We start from the raw sequence: 16,944 nt of genomic DNA on the forward strand, positions 1-16,944 counted from the left end.
AAATAAAAGCTCTGTTAGCGATAAGTGTTGATTTTTCATCAAATTCAAAAAGACCAGTCAATATCTACTGACTGGTCTATCGGAATAACCCTTCTGGAATCATCATCCCAGTTTATCGCTAACTTTTTTCTTTACTGGCATCCAAATTTCGCTATATACATTTTCCGATGTATCATTGTGATTTGTAAAAGAAATTCCAGGTATATCTGCTACTTCATAATCTGAAGAAGGCAGCCATTCAGAATAAATTTTTGCTGTAGTTTCTTGAAGCGTAGCAGGAAATGGTCCTTGATTAGGGAAAATTGCCCATAAACTTTCTTCAATAGAAATTTGCTCTAAATCATCGAATGGATTTTCTTTTGTAGTTGCAAAACCAATCATATGAGTTAAGAATCCTTTTTCTTCCAAGAAACCATCATCAAAATCATAAGATACATTCAAGACTTGATGAGGATATAAATCAGCTAATTGATGCATTTCCTTTCTTTGTTGTTCGGTAATTGACTGGGCTAGTTGTAAGATAGCATTATTTTCACCTTCGAATTGAATGGGCACTCTTTTCGATACACCTGCTATATTAAACTTCTCTTTTTTTTCAATTTTGAATTCCATGGATACTCCTCCTCTTATATCTATAAAGAATGAAAATTTTGGAAATGATTTTTGAATTTTGTTTTTAGTTACTTCTGAAGGTAAAAAACCACTCCATTCACGAAAGGCTCTTGAAAATCCTTCTATAGATTGATAGCCATATTTATAGGCAATATCTGTCACTTTTGCTCCGTTTATTAATTCAACATTCGCAACTGATAATCTCCTATTTTTGATATACTCATTCAATGACATTCCAGCCATATACGAAAACATTCTTTTAAAATGATAATCAGATAGTCCTACAATTTTTGATATATCTTTTCCAGAGATTTTTTCCGTTAAATGTGTTTCGATGTAATCCATTAAATTATTGAATTCTTGTAACATTCATTTCCCTCCTTTACAAATACATATTATCGTTAAAATTTATTATTGACTCGATATTTTTTATACGGAATTTATCGGAACTTGTAGTCCATTATTATTATTGTTACTTAAACAATTATAACAGAACGTAAGTTTGTATTTTTCGAATATCCAACACATATCACCAACAGAGCCAAAATAAATAAAGGAGGAAACCTATTATCAACACTAATAGATTTCCTCCTTTTACTTTTTGAAGGTCAAAATTACCCAGCTCTCACATAAACATTGAATTGATAATTTAACGGGTAAACCCCTTATTCCCTATAGAATCGGCCTTTGCTTTTGTCACCTCATTTTTTGTTGTTATCCGCAAAAGCTGTCATTGCCATGCACATGAATTTCGCTAATCCTTCACCAAATCGGTCAATGCTGTTAGTGAAGCGTTTATCGTCAACATACATTTGTCCCAAGCCTTTGAATGCCTCTAGGGTGTAATGATAGCTGGGATTGCTGTTCAAAAACTCATACCATACTTTAATGGCTGCTTGGGCCTCATGTGATTCAGGAGAGCTGGTACGAATGGCTGCTAGGTTGCGATAAATTTCATTCATTTTTTCTCCCATTGCTTTTTGTTCGTCATTTGTCATGCCGACAATTTGTTCTTTGGATTTGTCAACAGCTTTGTCCCCCCAGCGTTTACGCGCTTCTTGTTCATGTGGGTTATGACTAAAGTCGAATCCCTCAAACTTTTCTTTGTTCGTCATTTCAATTTCTCCTTTCGAATATTGAATGGTTTTTTCGAGCGTCCTAATCATTTGCTCCAGCCTGCGCCGTTTCTCTACCAGCATTTTTCGCTGTGTCTCTAAAGCATCTTGGCGATCAAATGAAGGACTTTCAATAATTTCTTTAATTTTTTTTAAAGGGAAGTCAAGTTCTTTAAAAAATAAAATTTGCTGCAGCTTTTCAAGGTCCTCTTTTGTGTAAAGACGATAACCCGCTTCAGTAGTCTTTGGGGTTAATAATTCAATTTCATCATAATGATGAAGTGTGCGCACACTAATACCAACTAAATCAGCGACTTCTTTAACTCTCATATTCATACCATTTATCTCCCTCCAATATTTACAATACGGTATCACGTAACGTGAGGGTCAATCGATATTCACAGAAAAAATGCCTAAAATTTTATAAATTTGTTGAATACAATGGAGGGTCGGGAGAAATTGGCTTCCTTTCAATCCAGTAATTCCTCGTTCAAAAAAAGAGAATGGTTTACGAATGTGTATTTGAGGAATATTTAAACTATAGAAATTTAGGCGACGAAGGAAATGACATCATAAGGAGATTAATTTCATGAAATTAGCGCTGTTGCTTTCTGAGTTACTAGATAGGTCAAAATACGAGCTGCATAGTGATATAGATGTTCGAGGAATAGAGGACAATTCGTTAAAGGTGAAGGAAGGATATGCTTTTGTGGCAATCAAAGGCTATAAAATGGATGGCCATCAATTTATAGAGGATGCAATTGAAAAAGGCGCTTCTGTCATTTTTGGAGAGAGGGACCTCACTCCCTTAAAAGTCCCTTACATTCGTGTAGAAAACAGCAGAAAATTTCTAGCGAAGCTCACTGGTGCTTTTTATGAATTCCCCTATAGAAAGCATAAAATAATTGGAATTACTGGAACAAATGGTAAAACCACAACATCATTTATGTTAAAGCATTTTTTGGAAAAGGCAGGCTATTCTTGTGCTCTATTCGGTTCTGTACAAAACTATGTAAACGGGCATAAGCGGACTGCATTAAATACTACTCCCAGTCCTATTCATTTAAATCAAATGCTTGCAGAGAGTAAGGATGAATATGTGATTATGGAGGTTTCCTCTCATGGGATATCTCAGGACAGGGTGGAAGGAATTTATTTTGATTATTGTTTATTTACTAACCTTACTCATGATCATCTTGATTACCACAAAAGCATGGAGGATTATTTCTTAACGAAAGCTGTATTGTTTAAGCAGCTTAAAAAGTCAGGAACAGCTGTTATTAACACCCAGGATGAATGGGGAGACAAATTAAAATCCATGCTGGACGGATCGGTTAACATTTTAACATTTGGAGATTTGAAAACCGATGATCTGCAGCTTGTGGATGCCTTTACAGACTGCAGGACAACTGCCCTTCTTAGGCATGGGGATGACATTGTTACATTAATGCCGACACTGCCAGGAGAGCATAATGTGTATAATGCGGCGCTCGCTTATTTGACCGCTAGAAAAATTGGTGTTAGAAAGGACAAGCTTCTGCAAAGTCTTAAAAATTTCTCTGGTGTCCCTGGCCGATTTGAATTTGTAGAATCGAAAGGCAATCCAACGGTTATTATTGATTATGGACACACTCCTGACGCCATATTTCATTGTTTAACAACTGGTAAGGATTGCGGCGCTCGAAAAATTTTTCATGTTTTTGGATTTCGTGGAGACAGGGACCAGACTAAACGTCCAGAAATGATCCGAATTTCTGCAGAAATCAGCGATCGGTACTTTTTAACAACTGATAATCTAAATGAAACAAATTTGGAGAAAATGGTCCAAGAATTAAATATTCTGCAAGCAGAAAACGGAAACCAGAAAGGGGAGATCGTTTCTGACCGGACTCTCGCTATTAAAAAAGCATGGAATGAAGCGAAAGAAGGAGACTGGATTTTCATAACTGGTAAAGGCTTGGAAAAATATGAAGAATTATATACTCTAAAAACAGAAAATGACCGTCAAACCGTGGAGCTTCTCATAAACAATTAATGAAGTGCTTTCATAGTACTTAAAATCGTAAGATTCACCCATGCTATCGAGTCAAAAAACGTCCTTGTTCCGGAAACGAATGCTGCAAATCCTTACTAGTACCATACAGAAGAAGCTCGATATGCAGGGAATCAATCAGGGCATGGATAAGGAATTGATTACACAATATACGGCCTCAGCCTTCGTTGGAATCGTGGAGTGGTGGATTCTGAACAATATGCTACACTCACCTCAATTAATGGCAGAACAAGCATGGAAATTGTTTGAAAGGAATAATATTTGCTGCTAGCAAAGGTTATTTTCGTAAAATAGTTTAATGAATATATATTCCTCATTATCTTGTGATAGCGTTCTTACACAAGCTGGCCACTTAAAGAAAGGAATTGGGAAATTTGCTCACCTTTTTACAAATGATCAAACTTTTTTAAAATACACATTAATCTAATTTAGGAAATTATCCGAAATAATTTTTTTATGACCATTTTTTCAAAATATGTCCATGGAAGTACTTTTTTAAGAAAAATAGCTGTCTTCACTCCTTTACCGATTTTATATCTAAGTTTAGGATTTTTAGTAAGGGAAATTTTAGCGATTAGCTGAGCAACCTTTAATGGGTCTTCATGGCTTGCCATTCCTTTCCTTAATTCTTCTTCAATTTTTTTCATATAGAAAAAATATGGAGAGCCCTTTGGTGAAGAAACAGTATGATTACCTGTTGTCCAAATATTAGTACTGAATGATCCTGGTTCAATGAGGACGACATCGATTCCGAATGGCTTTAGTTCTAGACGGAGACTTTCCGAATAACCTTCAAGAGCATGCTTAGAAGCTGTATAGGGTGATAAAGCCGGAAAGCCGAATTTTCCGCTGATACTGCTTATGTTAATAATTTTTCCCTGCCCTCTTTCTCTCATTAAAGGCAAAACAGTATTTGTAACGGCAATGACTCCAAAAAAGTTCGTATCAAACTGCTTTTTGTAATCGTTAATCGTTAGTTCCTCTGAAAACCCGCCAACTGCAATGCCGGCGTTGTTAACTAAAATGTCAAGCTGATTGTAAGAAGATAGTTCCCTTTTTAACGACTCAATAGATGCTTCCTTTGTTACATCAAGCTCAGGACAGCGAATATCGTTTTCAACCTTATATTTTTTGGAACAATCGAGTAAATTCTTTGCTCGCGAAATCTTGCGCATTGTTGCTAGAACAAAGAACCCCTCTTTGGCAAGACAGGTAGCGGTAAGCATTCCAATTCCGCTCGAAGCGCCTGTCACTAAAGCTATCCTTCTGCTCATCATCAAACCTCACTCTCATTCATCATTTGCAAAAAATCAATTATGCTGTAAGTAATGATACTATGTTTTAAATGATAATATAGATTATACTTATAATAAATATTGGAAATTAAACAATGCAGTTTACAGAATTCGATCATTAAAAAATGAAATAGAGAGTCCATTCTTGTCTCTTCCTTCTAAGGATAGTATAATAAAAGAAACATACGTTCGAATTAAGGGGAGACTGCGATGGCAAAAACGACATCACCAAGTTTTGTCTTGTCTTTGGAATTAGCTGAAAATCCTTCGATCATTCTCTAGCTTCAGATGAATTAAAAATATGCCGGGTCATGTATAATACGGTTCTAAGTAGTTATCTAAAAAAAGAAGCTCAAATGAAAAGAGAAAAACACTATAAAAAGTTGATCCGTCATTAAAGTTGAAAGGATTTTGTGAAAATTGAACTATAAAATTGGAGAAGCTATTTATATGAAAACTAATAAAGGGTTCTTGTATGCAGGAGTGACTTGGTCCATTCTATTTGCTGTCATGAGTTTTTATTGGGCAATGGGCGGCATGCTTGGTGTTAGGTCCGTAGGCGGTGCAATATATGAAATGTCATTAAATCCTCCCCCATCGTTTATAGCAATTGTTTGGATTACTGGATTCATTAAGCTGCTTGGGGCAGTATGGCTCTTGATGTTGTTAATGAAATGGGGAAATTCGCGAATTCAAAAGTTGGTCTACTTCATAACAAAGATTGCTGGACTATTTTTATTTTTGTATGGGTTGCTCAATTTCATCACAATATTCTTAAGTTCAATCGGTGTTATAGATTTTGAATTAAGTAAATATGCCACTTTTTGGAGATTAGTATTTTGGGAGCCTTTCTGGATGATCGGAGGTATCTTTTACTTTTTTTCCATTAGAAAAACAACTACTCACCCCTTCAGAATTCAAACTAATTCCAAATCGAAATTGAATAGCTAATCCCTTCTAACATCCTCATTATAAGCAATTGACAATTTGATAGTTTTATCAGACTAGTTTTATGTTTCGGTACTATTGTTTAAATAGTACCGCTTTTTTTAGTACTACTTCATTATTCACTGCAATTTTTGGGTCTGACCTTACTCTTTTTTAAAATTGCATAATTAGGTATAGGATACTCTATTGAATGCATTTTTTGAACGTTATCTACTCCCATAGGCCGCTGCGGTTTGCGAGAGTACAAGATTTAATACATATTTAATACATTTCATTATAATTCCCATCTTTTAAAATTTCATAATAGACTTATTGCAACTTTTAAAACACTTAGTCGTCTTTATGATGAGTCGTATTTAGATGGGAGAATCCGTACGATGAAAAATAGAGAAAGTCCAATTGAGGTTATAGAGGATATTTATAACAAACATTATCAGTATATTTTTCATTTTCTTTTAAGCTTAACTACGGATAAACAATTGGCGGAAGATATCATTCAAGAGGTTTTTTCAAAAATTTTATTGCAGCCTGAAAAAATTTTGGAGATCAATAATATTAAGAGTTTTTTAATTAAATGCGCAAAGAACCAGCTGATTGATCATTATAGGAAGAAAAAACCTTCGTTATTTAAAGACGATCAAGCAATTGAGAGACTGTTAGTTGATAACTATTCAGCAAATAAAATTCTTGAGGTCAATGAAATTAATGAAATCCTTTTAAAATTGCCTTCTAAATATAGTTTTGTCATTATTGCAAGGGACTACTATGGCTATAGCTATCAAGAAATATCTGATTTCTTAGAAATTTCCTTAGTTAACGTAAAATCACGAATATTTAGGGCGCGAAAGCTTTTTTTGACATATTATCAAGAGGTGAATAACGGTGACTAAATTTGATGATCTCCATATTTTATGTCAGGAGTTAATTCCGATTTATAGTGAAATCGATGAAGAGGCAAAGCAAGTGATTGAAAGACATGCAGAGGAATGCGAATTTTGCAAAAAAAAATTAAATACAGCTGCAAATATTGAAATCACTCCAAAAGAAATGAATGATGACAATACTCCTGTAAAACGATTTAAGAAGCTTTTTTTATTAAAAAAAGTGAATACGCTGCTCGTGCTCACATTACGAGTAATTGTCCTTGGCTTAATTACATTTGATTTCTTTCAACGTTTTTCGCAAAACATTCCTCATGGAATCCAATTCGAAGGTCTTCGGGCAAGCCTTGTATTATTCTATATCCCACTATCCTTTGTATTATTGATGTTTACATGGTTTATAAAAAATAAACGAACGTTTTGGATCACACTAATTTTGGATGTTTTAATTCTTTATTTTTTTGATAATATCATTCGCTTATTTGTTTAAAATCAATAAAATTTATTATGAAGCAAATTTGTGAATTATGTGCGGATATTTGTGAGGCTTGCGGAGAGGAATGTAATAAACATTCACATGAACACTGTCAAAAATGTGCTGAGGCATGCTTTGAATGTGCTAATAAGTGCCGCGAAATGGCAGCCTAAACAGATCTTCCAAAAGGAGGAAACACTAAGAGTCAGGAACCGAAAAATTTCAAGGTCCCTGGCTTATCTTTTTTTCAATTACGAATACTATTTAGGATATTAATTTTAACCCAACAGTAGCTGCAATGATCATACTTATGAAAAGAATTCTGCGCCAATCTTTCGCTTCTCCATATACAAAAATGCCGAGAAGGGTGCTTCCGACCGTACCTATTCCGGTCCAAATCGAATACGCAGTCCCCATTGAAATCCCCAGCATTGCTAAGGACAAAAACAAAAAGCTAAGACCAAATCCACCTGCTAATAAGAGATAAGAAGAGAGAGATTTATCACGGTGAATGCGATTCATTGCTGTCACACCGACAACCTCGAACAACCCAGCTGCTATTAAAAATATCCAGTTCATGGTGCTGCCTCCCCTTTTTTTCCTTTAGAAGCTGCTTTTAAGCCAATAACGCCGCCTATCAAAATAAGAATTAAGAATATCTTCATCCATTTCAACGGCTCATTGAAAAAGATGATTTCGGTAAAAACTGTTCCTGTTGCCCCGAGTCCAGCGAAAACTGCATAAACTGTACTTACAGGTAATGTTTTGGTAGCTCTAATTAAAAGATAAAAACTAACAATAATGGCGATAATTGTCCCTGTCCAGGTCAACCAATCCCCAGCGTATTTTAAACCCGTTACCCAGAAAACTTCAAAAATTGCTGCAATAAACACTATATTCCAGCTTTTATCCATCTTTTCTCACTCCTAACTTGTAATTCCACTCCAGTAAATAGGCCAGCTGGAATTTAGTCTGCGCTGAAATCGTTCTTCTCCACTGTAGACAAGTTCTATTAGAAGAGAATCCAGCAACCCTAAAAACGCGATAGCAGCCTCATTTTTATCTACTTTCAAATTAGATAAGTCAGCGAACAAATCGATAAATATCTTTTCTAATTCATCTAAATAACAATAAAAGGCATTCATGACCTTATCATGCAGATGTGCTGGCGGGAGAAATCCTGTTCGAAAAATAAACTTAATTTTCGAATCGTTAAAAAATCGGTTCTTTATATCAAATAAAAAATAAAACATCATTTCGTCAATTGGATGGCCCTTTTGTTTTTGAAAATAGGAAAGAATAAAATCTTTTTCATCATTTAATATTTCAAAATAAGATTCTAAAAACAGTTCATCCTTATTCTTAAAATGGGAATAGATTGATTGCTTTTTTATTCCCACATCCAAGGCTATCGCAGAAAGAGCTGTTCCCTCATAACCGGTGTCAGCAAAATGTCGAATCGCCGCTTCTTTTATTGAATTTGCTGTCATTTTTCCACCTTCCTTACGTTCGTCAGTTATAAGTATAACTCTTTTTTTCGAAAAAAAAAAGGGTGAAAAACCTGGAATGATTTTTCTTAAAAGGCAAGGACATCACTTGGGTTATGACTACTTCAACTAACTATTATATTGTTTCAATCACTTAGAACTGGAAACTCATTACATTGCAAAGAACTACAGTCAATTGGTACTCTAATGAAGGATAAAAAAGCCTTTTGCTTATTTTTCATATAAATTACCAATTAAATTAATTGACAGCAGGTGAGAGTTAACGTGAAATATTCACCATTTATATTCTTTACAATTTTGTTACTTATTGCAGCTCCTCTACATACTATTAAGGCTGCAGGAAACAAGCCTTCCATACAAAGTGAAGCAGCTGTCTTAGTAGATGCGCAATCTGGACAGGTTTTATACGAAAAAAACAGTGAACAAAAAATGTACCCAGCAAGCATTACAAAGATTGCAACAGCTATCTATGCGATTGAAAATGGAAATCTTAGTGATATGGTGACGATTAGTGAAAAGGCAAGAAATGTTGAGGGGACACGGGTCTATCTTGAAGAAGGAGAGCAGGTCCCCTTAAAAAAGCTTGTTCAAGGCTTAATGATTAATTCAGGGAATGATGCAGGTGTCGCGATAGCTGAGCACCTGAGTGGAAGTATCAAAGAGTTTTCCAAAGATTTAAATGCCTATCTGGCAGAAGAAACTGGCATTCAGGACACAACGTTTCAAAATCCTCATGGGCTTTATAATGAAATGCATATGACAACTGCTAAAGACATGGCAAAAATTACTCGATATGCAATGGAAAATGAAACATTCAGAGATATATTTAAAACAACGAAATTAAAATGGCAAGGTGAAAGCTGGGACACCACCATCTTTAATCATCATAAATTAGTTCGTAATCATTCTTATAAAGGAATTACCGGCGGTAAGAACGGTTTTGTGGACCAAGCTGGCTTCACTCTAGTAACATCTGCTTCGAGGGAGAACCTTAATTTAATAGTCGTCACGATGAATGCCCCGACAGATCAGGCAACATATAGTGATACAACTAGTTTGCTGGATTATGGATTTGCTTCTTTTGAAACAGGAAAAATAAAAGAGGGTACTATATTTGAAGATTCCCAAAATCATGAGTATACGCTAGATGAACCCCTTTATTATACGAAGCGGATCGGAGAGGAAGTGAATCCTGCTGTATCACCCTCAGGTGAATTAACTTTGAGAAATGACGAAGAAGAGTTGATTGCTTCAAAACATCTTGAGCCAAATCAGCAAGCAATAGCTCAGCAAAAAATGCTAAGTAAATCTGCTGAGGAATCTAGGCAGCCTTCTTTACTTGAGGGTCATTTAAAACTATTAATTTTACTTTCCTTTGGAATTTTTAGTATAGTAGCTGGATATTTCTTTTTACAAATTAGAAAGTTGTAAGGAAAACAGCCTTCATTATAGAAGCTGAAGGCTTGAAAAATCCCTAAATGTGGAAAAGTTCACTTTGATAAAGTGTTTTATCATCCTAGAAAATCTTGGAGTATGATAATAGTTTTTGAACCAATACGACTGAGCAGGCAGCCTCTTTTATGCCCTCTAAAGATTGAGAGCATAAGACTAAATAATAATAGTAAAACCCCTATAAGGCTTTTTGTAAAAGGGGTTTTTTATCATGGGAATTGTAAAAAATTTCTTGAATGAACTATAATTAAGAAGCAAGTACATTTTTGACGCAAGGGGGTTATTGATTGAAAGCTTCTACATATGAACCGGTCTGGGATTTAGAGGTAATTTATAGTAATGGAAGTGACTCAAAAGAGCTTGAACAGGATCTTATTTTATTAGTAACAGAAATAAACCAATTTAAAAAAAGTATTCATCTGCTTGGAACTCCGCAATCACCGAATGAAATAGGCGAGGTCGCTTCTATAATCGACCAATTTACAAAGCTTGCAAAAAAGATTCGCCAAGCAGGCGCCTTTATTTCATGCCTGCAAGCTCAGGATACAACGGATAAAAAAGCAGGGCTGCTGCAAGGGAAATTGACAAGTCTATCTGCACAATTTCAAATGGCAATAACCACTTTAGAAGAGTTCTTTGCTAGCATTAGTGAAATTGTGTGGAAACTACTATTAGAGAGTGAGAGACTAAGTGATATTTCGTTTGTGTTAAACGAAATAAGAGAACGATCAAAATCAAAGCTGGAAGTACAACAAGAAGTCTTAATTCAATCGTTATCAGTGGATGGTTATCACGGCTGGAGTCACCTTTATGATAAGATCGTTGCCAAAATAAAAATACCGCTTGCAGAAAATGGAGAAACAAAAGAATTATCAGTTGGTCAGGCGTTTAACAAATTTTCAAGTGCTGACCGCAGTATTCGAAAACAAGTTTTTGAAAGTTGGGAAACCGCTTGGAGGAACGAGTCTGACTTGCTTACTCATACATTAAATCATTTAAGCGGCTATCGGTTAAATGTGTATAAAGCAAGAGGATGGGATGATATTTTATTTGAACCGCTGACATATAATCGAATGGATAAAAAGACTCTTGAGACGATGTGGCAGGTCATTAGTGAGAATAAACAACCGTTTGTCGACTATCTAAATCGAAAAGCTGATCTTCTTGGGCTTGATCAGCTGAGCTGGTATGATCTTGATGCTCCACTGGGGAAAACAGAGAGTACTGTTACGTATCAAGAAGGAGCAGAGTTCATTTTAGAACAGTTCGGTCGATTTGGAAAAGAATTACCTTCTTTTACGGAAAGAGCGTTTAAAGAACGATGGATTGAAGCTGAAGATCGACCGAATAAGCGTCCAGGAGGATTCTGCACAAGCTTTCCTGAAAGTGAACAATCCCGTATTTTTATGACATTCTCTGGGACTCCATCAAACGTTTCAACATTAGCTCATGAGCTTGGCCATGCTTTTCATCAGCATGCAATGAGAGATGTTCACCCAATGAACCAAAGGTATGCAATGAATGTTGCAGAGACAGCTTCAACCTTTGCAGAAATGATTGTTGCGGATGCATCAGTAAAATTTGCAAATAACAAAGAAGAACGGCTCGCGTTAATTGAAGACAAATTACAGCGCAGTGTCGCCTTATTAATGAACATTCATGCGCGTTTCCTTTTTGAAACGGCATTTTACGAAGAACGAAAGAATGGCTTGGTCAGTACTGAACGATTAAATGAATTAATGGAAAATGCCCAAAAAGAAGCCTATTGTGACGCGTTATCAGATTATCACCCAGAATTTTGGGGGTCTAAGCTTCATTTTTATATTACAGGCGTGCCATTTTATAATTTCCCTTACACCTTCGGATACCTGTTCTCGCTCGGTATCTATGCTAAAGCACTAGAAGAAGGCGGAGAATTTGAAACCAAGTATATTGCCCTCTTAAAAGACACCGGTTCAATGAAAGTGGAAGAGTTAGCAATGAAACACCTTGGTGTTGACCTGACAGAACGTGACTTCTGGGATAATGCAGTAAAACTGGCTGTTTCAGATGTAGATGAGTTTCTTACATTGACCGAAGAATCATAAGGAAAGGTTCATTTTAAATTGAATGTTGTTTTTGAAGGATAAAAGATAGATAAAGTGAACCTTCTATCTGAGGGGGCATCAAAAAAATAATCTTTGAATTTGGTAAAATCCTATTATAATAGGTTTTATGTCCGTTTTTCACCCAAAGGATAAAGAAAAGCCAAATTTTGAGGATTGAAACAAGCTGTATAACAATATAATATAGTAATATAAGTTTTTAAAAATAATATACGCATAATCCCAGAAGTCCTGGGAGCGGGGGACCCAACCCGTACACATGGTGTACTAGGGGTGTATCCTTTTATTAGGTAGGAGATCTCTTCTTCCGAACCCGACAGCTAACCTCGTAAGCATAGGAGAGAGTCATCAGTGGATGTCATATTTATAAAATGACCACTAGACCGCGAGTTCTCTCGGGGGTTTTTTTGTCTTGAAAAGGTTTGTTTACCAGCTTGTTCGGGGTATAGGGAAGAAATAAGCTTCAAAAGTCATTTATTAATCTTCAACAAGAAATGAGGAGGTTTTATATGAAACTTACAACAAAGATTGTTATCGGCTTAATAGCGGGTGCTGTAGTAGGTTTAGTTTTAAACATGACATCGCCTGATTTATTCAAAACATTAGATACTTTTTTATTTGGCCCGTTAGGAACGATATTTCTTAATTTAATCAAAATGTTGGTTGTACCAATTGTTTTCTTTTCAATAGCCTTGGGGGTTGCTGGTCTAGGTGATCCGAAGAAGCTTGGGAGAATGGGGATTAAGACAATATCTTTCTTTATTGTAACAACAACAATTGCCATTATCATTGGTCTAGTTTTATCATTAGCTATTCAACCAGGTAATATTGGTACATTTGATTTATCAGGAGCAGAATATGAAGCAGAAAAAGCACCTTCTGTCGTTGAAACCTTTATAAATATTATTCCTGCTAATCCGATTCAAGCAATGGTAGAGGGAAATATGCTGCAAATTATTGCATTTTCTATTTTTGTAGGATTCGGAATTTCTATGCTTGGTGAAAAAGCGTCAACTTTATTAAAGGTAATGGAGCAGGGAAATGAACTTATGATGTATTTAGTGAGACTTATTATGAGATTTGCACCGTATGGCGCATTTGGATTAATTGCTACTGCTGTTGGGAGCCAAGGTATAGATGCCATTATGGCCATGGGACTTTATATGATTGTTATAGTACTTGCCTTGTTAATCCATGCCTCTGTTGTATATGGTTCAGCAGTCTATTTCTTAGGTAAAATGAATCCAATCTTTTTCTTTAAGAAGTTCTTCCCTGCCATGAGTGTGGCATTTAGTACATCAAGCAGCAGTGCTGTTTTACCAGTTTCAATGGAGACAGCACAAAAGGAATTAAATGTACCTAAACAGGTAAGTAGTTTCGTTCAGCCTTTAGGCGCCACTATTAACATGGACGGAACCGCCATAATGCAAGGTGTCGCAACAATCTTTATTGCCCAAGTATACAATCAAGGCTTATCCCTCCCTGAAATGATAACAGTTGTTGTGACTGCTGTTTTAGCAAGTGTAGGAACAGCTGGTGTACCAGGCGTAGGGTTAATTATGCTGGCAATGGTATTAAACTCAGTTGGGTTACCTGTAGAAGGTATTGCCTTAATTATCGGAATTGACCGTTTACTTGATATGACGCGTACAGCAGTAAATATTACAGGGGATGCAGCTTGTGCAGTATTTGTTGGAGAGTCAGAAAGAAAGTATTCGCCTCCCGCTTCAACAAATGTCAGCCAATCTCTATAAGTAAATGGAATGAACACTGTCTCAATTAGGGGCAGTGTTTTTTTATATAATAAAGGATTAATTGATAAGCATTGTGAACCTTTTTTTCCTTTAAGCTTCGAGCGCCATCGATTCGAGGTCTAGTTCATCTTTCTTAAACGGTTTTCCTATTTTCAATCCGTTGCAATTAGTTTTAAAGATACTTTTATAGAGATTCAGCGAATCGATATTAATTTTCCTTCCTATTTTATCTGTAACTCAGATATTCAAATTGTGGCAGATGAAAAGACGAAAAAGGTGTAGATGATTTATGTTGTGTTTTTCTTAATGAAAGAAATAATTATTAGATGAAATATAACAAAAATAAAAGATAGAGTAAGAATAATTTAATTGATATCGCTTTCATGGCTGTTTTTAGTCATTTTAAGCCGAATTTGATAAAAATTAATCCTTTACTCTTTATCTTCTGCGGGAGTAAGATACTCTCATAATAACTACGAACACGCTTAATCTTTTAAGAGCGGGGGAACCAATTTTGTGGCATTTGCCACTTGGGGTTAATCGTTCTAGAAACAAGCAGAGGCAGAACATACGGCCTCTCTTCTCTAGAATGTAGGGTACTCTCTAACCCGAATCCGACAGCTAACCTCGTAAGCGGTAAGGGAGGCGAAACACTTGTGTCAGTACACACAAGGGTCTTTGTGCCTTTGTGTTTTTTTGTGCGTTTTTGTATAAGCTAACTACTATTGGATGGAAGAGAAAGAAGGACTAATCATGAGAAAAAAACTATTCGCAGTATTTGGTTTAGGACGATTTGGCGGAAGTCTTGTAAAAGAGTTTCACGAAATGGGTATTGAGGTTCTTGCGGTTGATAAAAATGAGGAAAAGGTAAACGAATTCGCAAAGTATGCGACACATGCGGTAAAAGCTAATGCCATTGATGAGAATACATTGAAGCAGCTAGGTGTCCGGAATGTGGACCATGCGTTTGTCTCCTTTGGAGATGATATTGAGGCAAGCATTCTAACATCATTATTGTTAAAAGAAATTGGAGTTCCGAAGGTTTGGGCAAAGGCTCAGAATGATCATCATCAAAAGGTATTAGATCGAATCGATGTGGACAGGGTCATTCATCCAGAAAGAGACATGGCCAAAAGAATTGCCCACCATATTGTTTCTGATAAGATGATTGACTATATAGAACTGTCAAACAGACACAGTATAGTAGAAATTGTGGCTACAAATAAAATTGCTAATTCCACATTAGCTGATTTAGATATCCGTGCAAAATACGGGTGTAACATTGTCGGGCTTGAAAGAAACGGAAATATTATTGTGTCACCAGCGGCAGCCGATTTAGTTCAAAAAGGTGACATTCTTATTGTAATTGGTGAGAATCGGGATATCGAACGTTTTGAGGAAGAGGGGGTCTAATTATCCTTGAAGGTAAACAAAAGGTTTATTTCTCTTAACCCTTCTCAATTGCTTATATTAGTTTTTGCTTTTTTTATTAGTTTAGGAACAATAGCTTTAAAACTTCCAATTGCAACGACGGAACCGATTAGTTGGGTTGATGCCTTATTTACATCAACATCCGCCATGACTGTAACAGGCCTTTCAGTTGTGGATACTGGAACTGCATTTACCGTGTTTGGTCAGGTTACGATCATTATCCTAATTCAATTGGGCGGGCTTGGTATTATGTCTTTTGCAGTTCTGATATATATCATGCTTGGAAGAAAAATTGGCATAAAAGAACGATTAATCATGCAGCACGCACTTAATCAGACCTCCTTAGGGGGCGTAATTAAACTTGTCAAAAATTTATTTATTTTTTCATTTACGATTGAGTTTATTGGAATGCTTTTTTTAGCTACTCAATGGGTGCCTGAATTTGGATGGGGAAAAGGGATGTACATTAGCATGTTTCATGCTGTTTCCGCCTTTAATAATGCAGGCTTTTCATTGTTTTCTGACTATATTATGGGCTACGTAGGAAATCCCGTTATAAATATAGCGATTACTTTTTTATTTATTATTGGAGGAATAGGTTTTACGGTTTTAGCTGATATCATAGCAAAGCGGAAATTTAAAAAGCTTTCCCTTCACTCAAAAATGATGCTTGTAGGTACACTTGCAATAAATATTTTTGCTATGCTCGTTATTTTTGTATTGGAATATTCAAATCCAAATACAATTGGACCGCTTGATCTGCCGAGTAAGCTTTGGGCATCCTATTTTCAGGCTGTTACCCCTAGAACGGCAGGCTTCAATTCTGTTGATATCGGCAGTATGTATGAATCGAGTCTCTTTTTAATAATGATATTAATGTTCATTGGAGCAGGTAGTGCTTCAACTGGAGGCGGTATTAAATTAACGACTGCTTTAGTGATTGTGCTGGCAGCCATTGCATTCATTAGAGGAAAGAGTGAGATTACAATAGCTAAAAGGTCCATTAGCCATGTCTCCATAATAAAATCTCTGGCAATCACTACTGTTTCGATTGTCTTCATCGTCTTGATCGTTTTTATACTAAATATTGTAGAGAAGCATTCCTTTACTAAAGTTCTATTTGAAGTCATCAGTGCATTTGGCACAGTTGGATTATCCATGGGAATAACGGCAGACCTAACCGATTTAGGAAAACAACTGATTATATTTATGATGTTTGTGGGGAAACTTGGTCCCCTGACACTTATGTTCTCACTCTCCAAACCAAAGAAAGAAAAAATACGTTATCCGCAAGAAGATTTATTAACTGGTTGAT

Annotated in this window: 16 protein-coding genes, 1 pseudogene and 2 riboswitches; of the genes and pseudogenes, 11 read left to right on the forward strand and 6 right to left on the reverse strand. The window is 35.9% G+C overall.

Features of this window, described 5'->3' with window-relative positions; genetic code table 11:
• Window positions 1-102: 102 nt before the first annotated feature.
• On the reverse strand, window positions 103-981 hold the full coding sequence (locus IC621_RS10940) for an AraC family transcriptional regulator (RefSeq protein ID WP_191158342.1): 879 nt from the start codon (window positions 979-981) through the stop codon (window positions 103-105).
• A 332-nt stretch (window positions 982-1,313) separates the two neighbouring features.
• Window positions 1,314-2,063 carry a MerR family transcriptional regulator gene (locus tag IC621_RS10945; protein WP_191158343.1) on the reverse strand — a complete coding sequence of 250 codons (750 nt, stop codon included), beginning with the start codon at window positions 2,061-2,063 and terminating at the stop codon, window positions 1,314-1,316.
• A gap of 253 nt (window positions 2,064-2,316) precedes the next feature.
• Between IC621_RS10945 and IC621_RS10950 the strand changes: the two genes are divergently transcribed.
• Window positions 2,317-3,762 carry a UDP-N-acetylmuramoyl-L-alanyl-D-glutamate--2,6-diaminopimelate ligase gene (locus IC621_RS10950; RefSeq protein WP_191158344.1) on the forward strand — a complete coding sequence of 482 codons (1,446 nt, stop codon included), beginning with the start codon at window positions 2,317-2,319 and terminating at the stop codon, window positions 3,760-3,762.
• Between the two features lie 40 nt (window positions 3,763-3,802).
• Window positions 3,803-4,051, forward strand: a complete 249-nt coding sequence (locus IC621_RS10955) for a TetR-like C-terminal domain-containing protein (protein ID WP_191158345.1) — start codon at window positions 3,803-3,805, stop codon at window positions 4,049-4,051.
• 157 nt (window positions 4,052-4,208) lie between these two features.
• Here the strand turns inward: IC621_RS10955 and IC621_RS10960 are convergent, their stop codons facing one another.
• Complete coding sequence (locus IC621_RS10960; protein WP_191158346.1) at window positions 4,209-5,054, reverse strand: SDR family oxidoreductase; 846 nt, start codon at window positions 5,052-5,054, stop codon at window positions 4,209-4,211.
• A 471-nt stretch (window positions 5,055-5,525) separates the two neighbouring features.
• Here IC621_RS10960 and IC621_RS10965 point away from each other — a divergent pair, with 471 nt between their 5' ends.
• From IC621_RS10965 to IC621_RS10980, 4 genes and pseudogenes are all read left to right on the forward strand, one after another.
• Window positions 5,526-6,026, forward strand: a complete 501-nt coding sequence (locus tag IC621_RS10965; protein ID WP_191158347.1) for a DUF3995 domain-containing protein — start codon at window positions 5,526-5,528, stop codon at window positions 6,024-6,026.
• Between the two features lie 374 nt (window positions 6,027-6,400).
• Window positions 6,401-6,913 carry an RNA polymerase sigma factor gene (locus IC621_RS10970; RefSeq protein WP_191158348.1) on the forward strand — a complete coding sequence of 171 codons (513 nt, stop codon included), beginning with the start codon at window positions 6,401-6,403 and terminating at the stop codon, window positions 6,911-6,913.
• Window positions 6,906-7,394, forward strand: a complete 489-nt coding sequence (locus IC621_RS10975; protein ID WP_191158349.1) for a hypothetical protein — start codon at window positions 6,906-6,908, stop codon at window positions 7,392-7,394. The genes IC621_RS10970 and IC621_RS10975 overlap by 8 nt, the downstream gene beginning before the upstream one ends.
• A gap of 17 nt (window positions 7,395-7,411) precedes the next feature.
• Window positions 7,412-7,552 (forward strand): annotated as a pseudogene (locus tag IC621_RS10980) (four-helix bundle copper-binding protein); the annotation flags it as partial.
• A 91-nt stretch (window positions 7,553-7,643) separates the two neighbouring features.
• On the opposite strand, the gene IC621_RS10985 reads toward IC621_RS10980, so the two are convergent.
• Genes IC621_RS10985 through IC621_RS10995 form a run of 3 tightly spaced genes read right to left on the reverse strand, consistent with a single transcriptional unit; the run spans window position 7,644 to window position 8,869 of the window.
• Entirely contained in the window at window positions 7,644-7,958 is a 315-nt protein-coding gene (locus IC621_RS10985) for a DMT family transporter (RefSeq protein ID WP_191158351.1), read from the reverse strand.
• Window positions 7,955-8,293 (reverse strand): DMT family transporter, encoded by a 339-nt coding sequence (locus IC621_RS10990; protein ID WP_191158352.1) that lies wholly within the window; start codon window positions 8,291-8,293, stop codon window positions 7,955-7,957. The genes IC621_RS10985 and IC621_RS10990 overlap by 4 nt, the downstream gene beginning before the upstream one ends.
• A gap of 12 nt (window positions 8,294-8,305) precedes the next feature.
• Window positions 8,306-8,869: a TetR/AcrR family transcriptional regulator gene (locus IC621_RS10995; RefSeq protein ID WP_191158353.1), complete on the reverse strand. Its 564-nt coding sequence runs from the start codon at window positions 8,867-8,869 to the stop codon at window positions 8,306-8,308.
• Window positions 8,870-9,151: 282 nt separating this feature from the next.
• On the opposite strand from IC621_RS10995, the gene IC621_RS11000 reads away from it, so the two are divergent.
• The 5 genes from IC621_RS11000 (at window position 9,152) to IC621_RS11020 (ending at window position 16,943) form a co-directional block, all read left to right on the forward strand.
• Window positions 9,152-10,318 carry a D-alanyl-D-alanine carboxypeptidase family protein gene (locus tag IC621_RS11000; protein WP_318153030.1) on the forward strand — a complete coding sequence of 389 codons (1,167 nt, stop codon included), beginning with the start codon at window positions 9,152-9,154 and terminating at the stop codon, window positions 10,316-10,318.
• Between the two features lie 308 nt (window positions 10,319-10,626).
• The gene (locus IC621_RS11005) at window positions 10,627-12,426 is read left to right on the forward strand and encodes a M3 family oligoendopeptidase (protein WP_191158355.1); all 1,800 of its coding nucleotides are present in this window, start codon (window positions 10,627-10,629) and stop codon (window positions 12,424-12,426) included.
• 221 nt (window positions 12,427-12,647) lie between these two features.
• A riboswitch (cyclic di-AMP (ydaO/yuaA leader) is annotated at window positions 12,648-12,794 on the forward strand.
• Window positions 12,795-12,953: 159 nt separating this feature from the next.
• A complete protein-coding gene (locus tag IC621_RS11010; RefSeq protein WP_191158356.1) occupies window positions 12,954-14,198 on the forward strand; it encodes a dicarboxylate/amino acid:cation symporter in 1,245 nt (414 codons plus the stop codon).
• Between the two features lie 472 nt (window positions 14,199-14,670).
• Window positions 14,671-14,848: riboswitch (cyclic di-AMP (ydaO/yuaA leader) on the forward strand.
• A gap of 103 nt (window positions 14,849-14,951) precedes the next feature.
• Entirely contained in the window at window positions 14,952-15,611 is a 660-nt protein-coding gene (locus IC621_RS11015; protein ID WP_224752463.1) for a potassium channel family protein, read from the forward strand.
• Window positions 15,612-15,617: 6 nt separating this feature from the next.
• Window positions 15,618-16,943, forward strand: a complete 1,326-nt coding sequence (locus tag IC621_RS11020; protein WP_191158358.1) for a TrkH family potassium uptake protein — start codon at window positions 15,618-15,620, stop codon at window positions 16,941-16,943.
• Window position 16,944: the final 1 nt, after the last annotated feature.

This window comes from Metabacillus arenae (genome assembly GCF_014773385.1).
GTDB lineage: Bacteria > Bacillota > Bacilli > Bacillales > Bacillaceae > Metabacillus_D > Metabacillus_D arenae.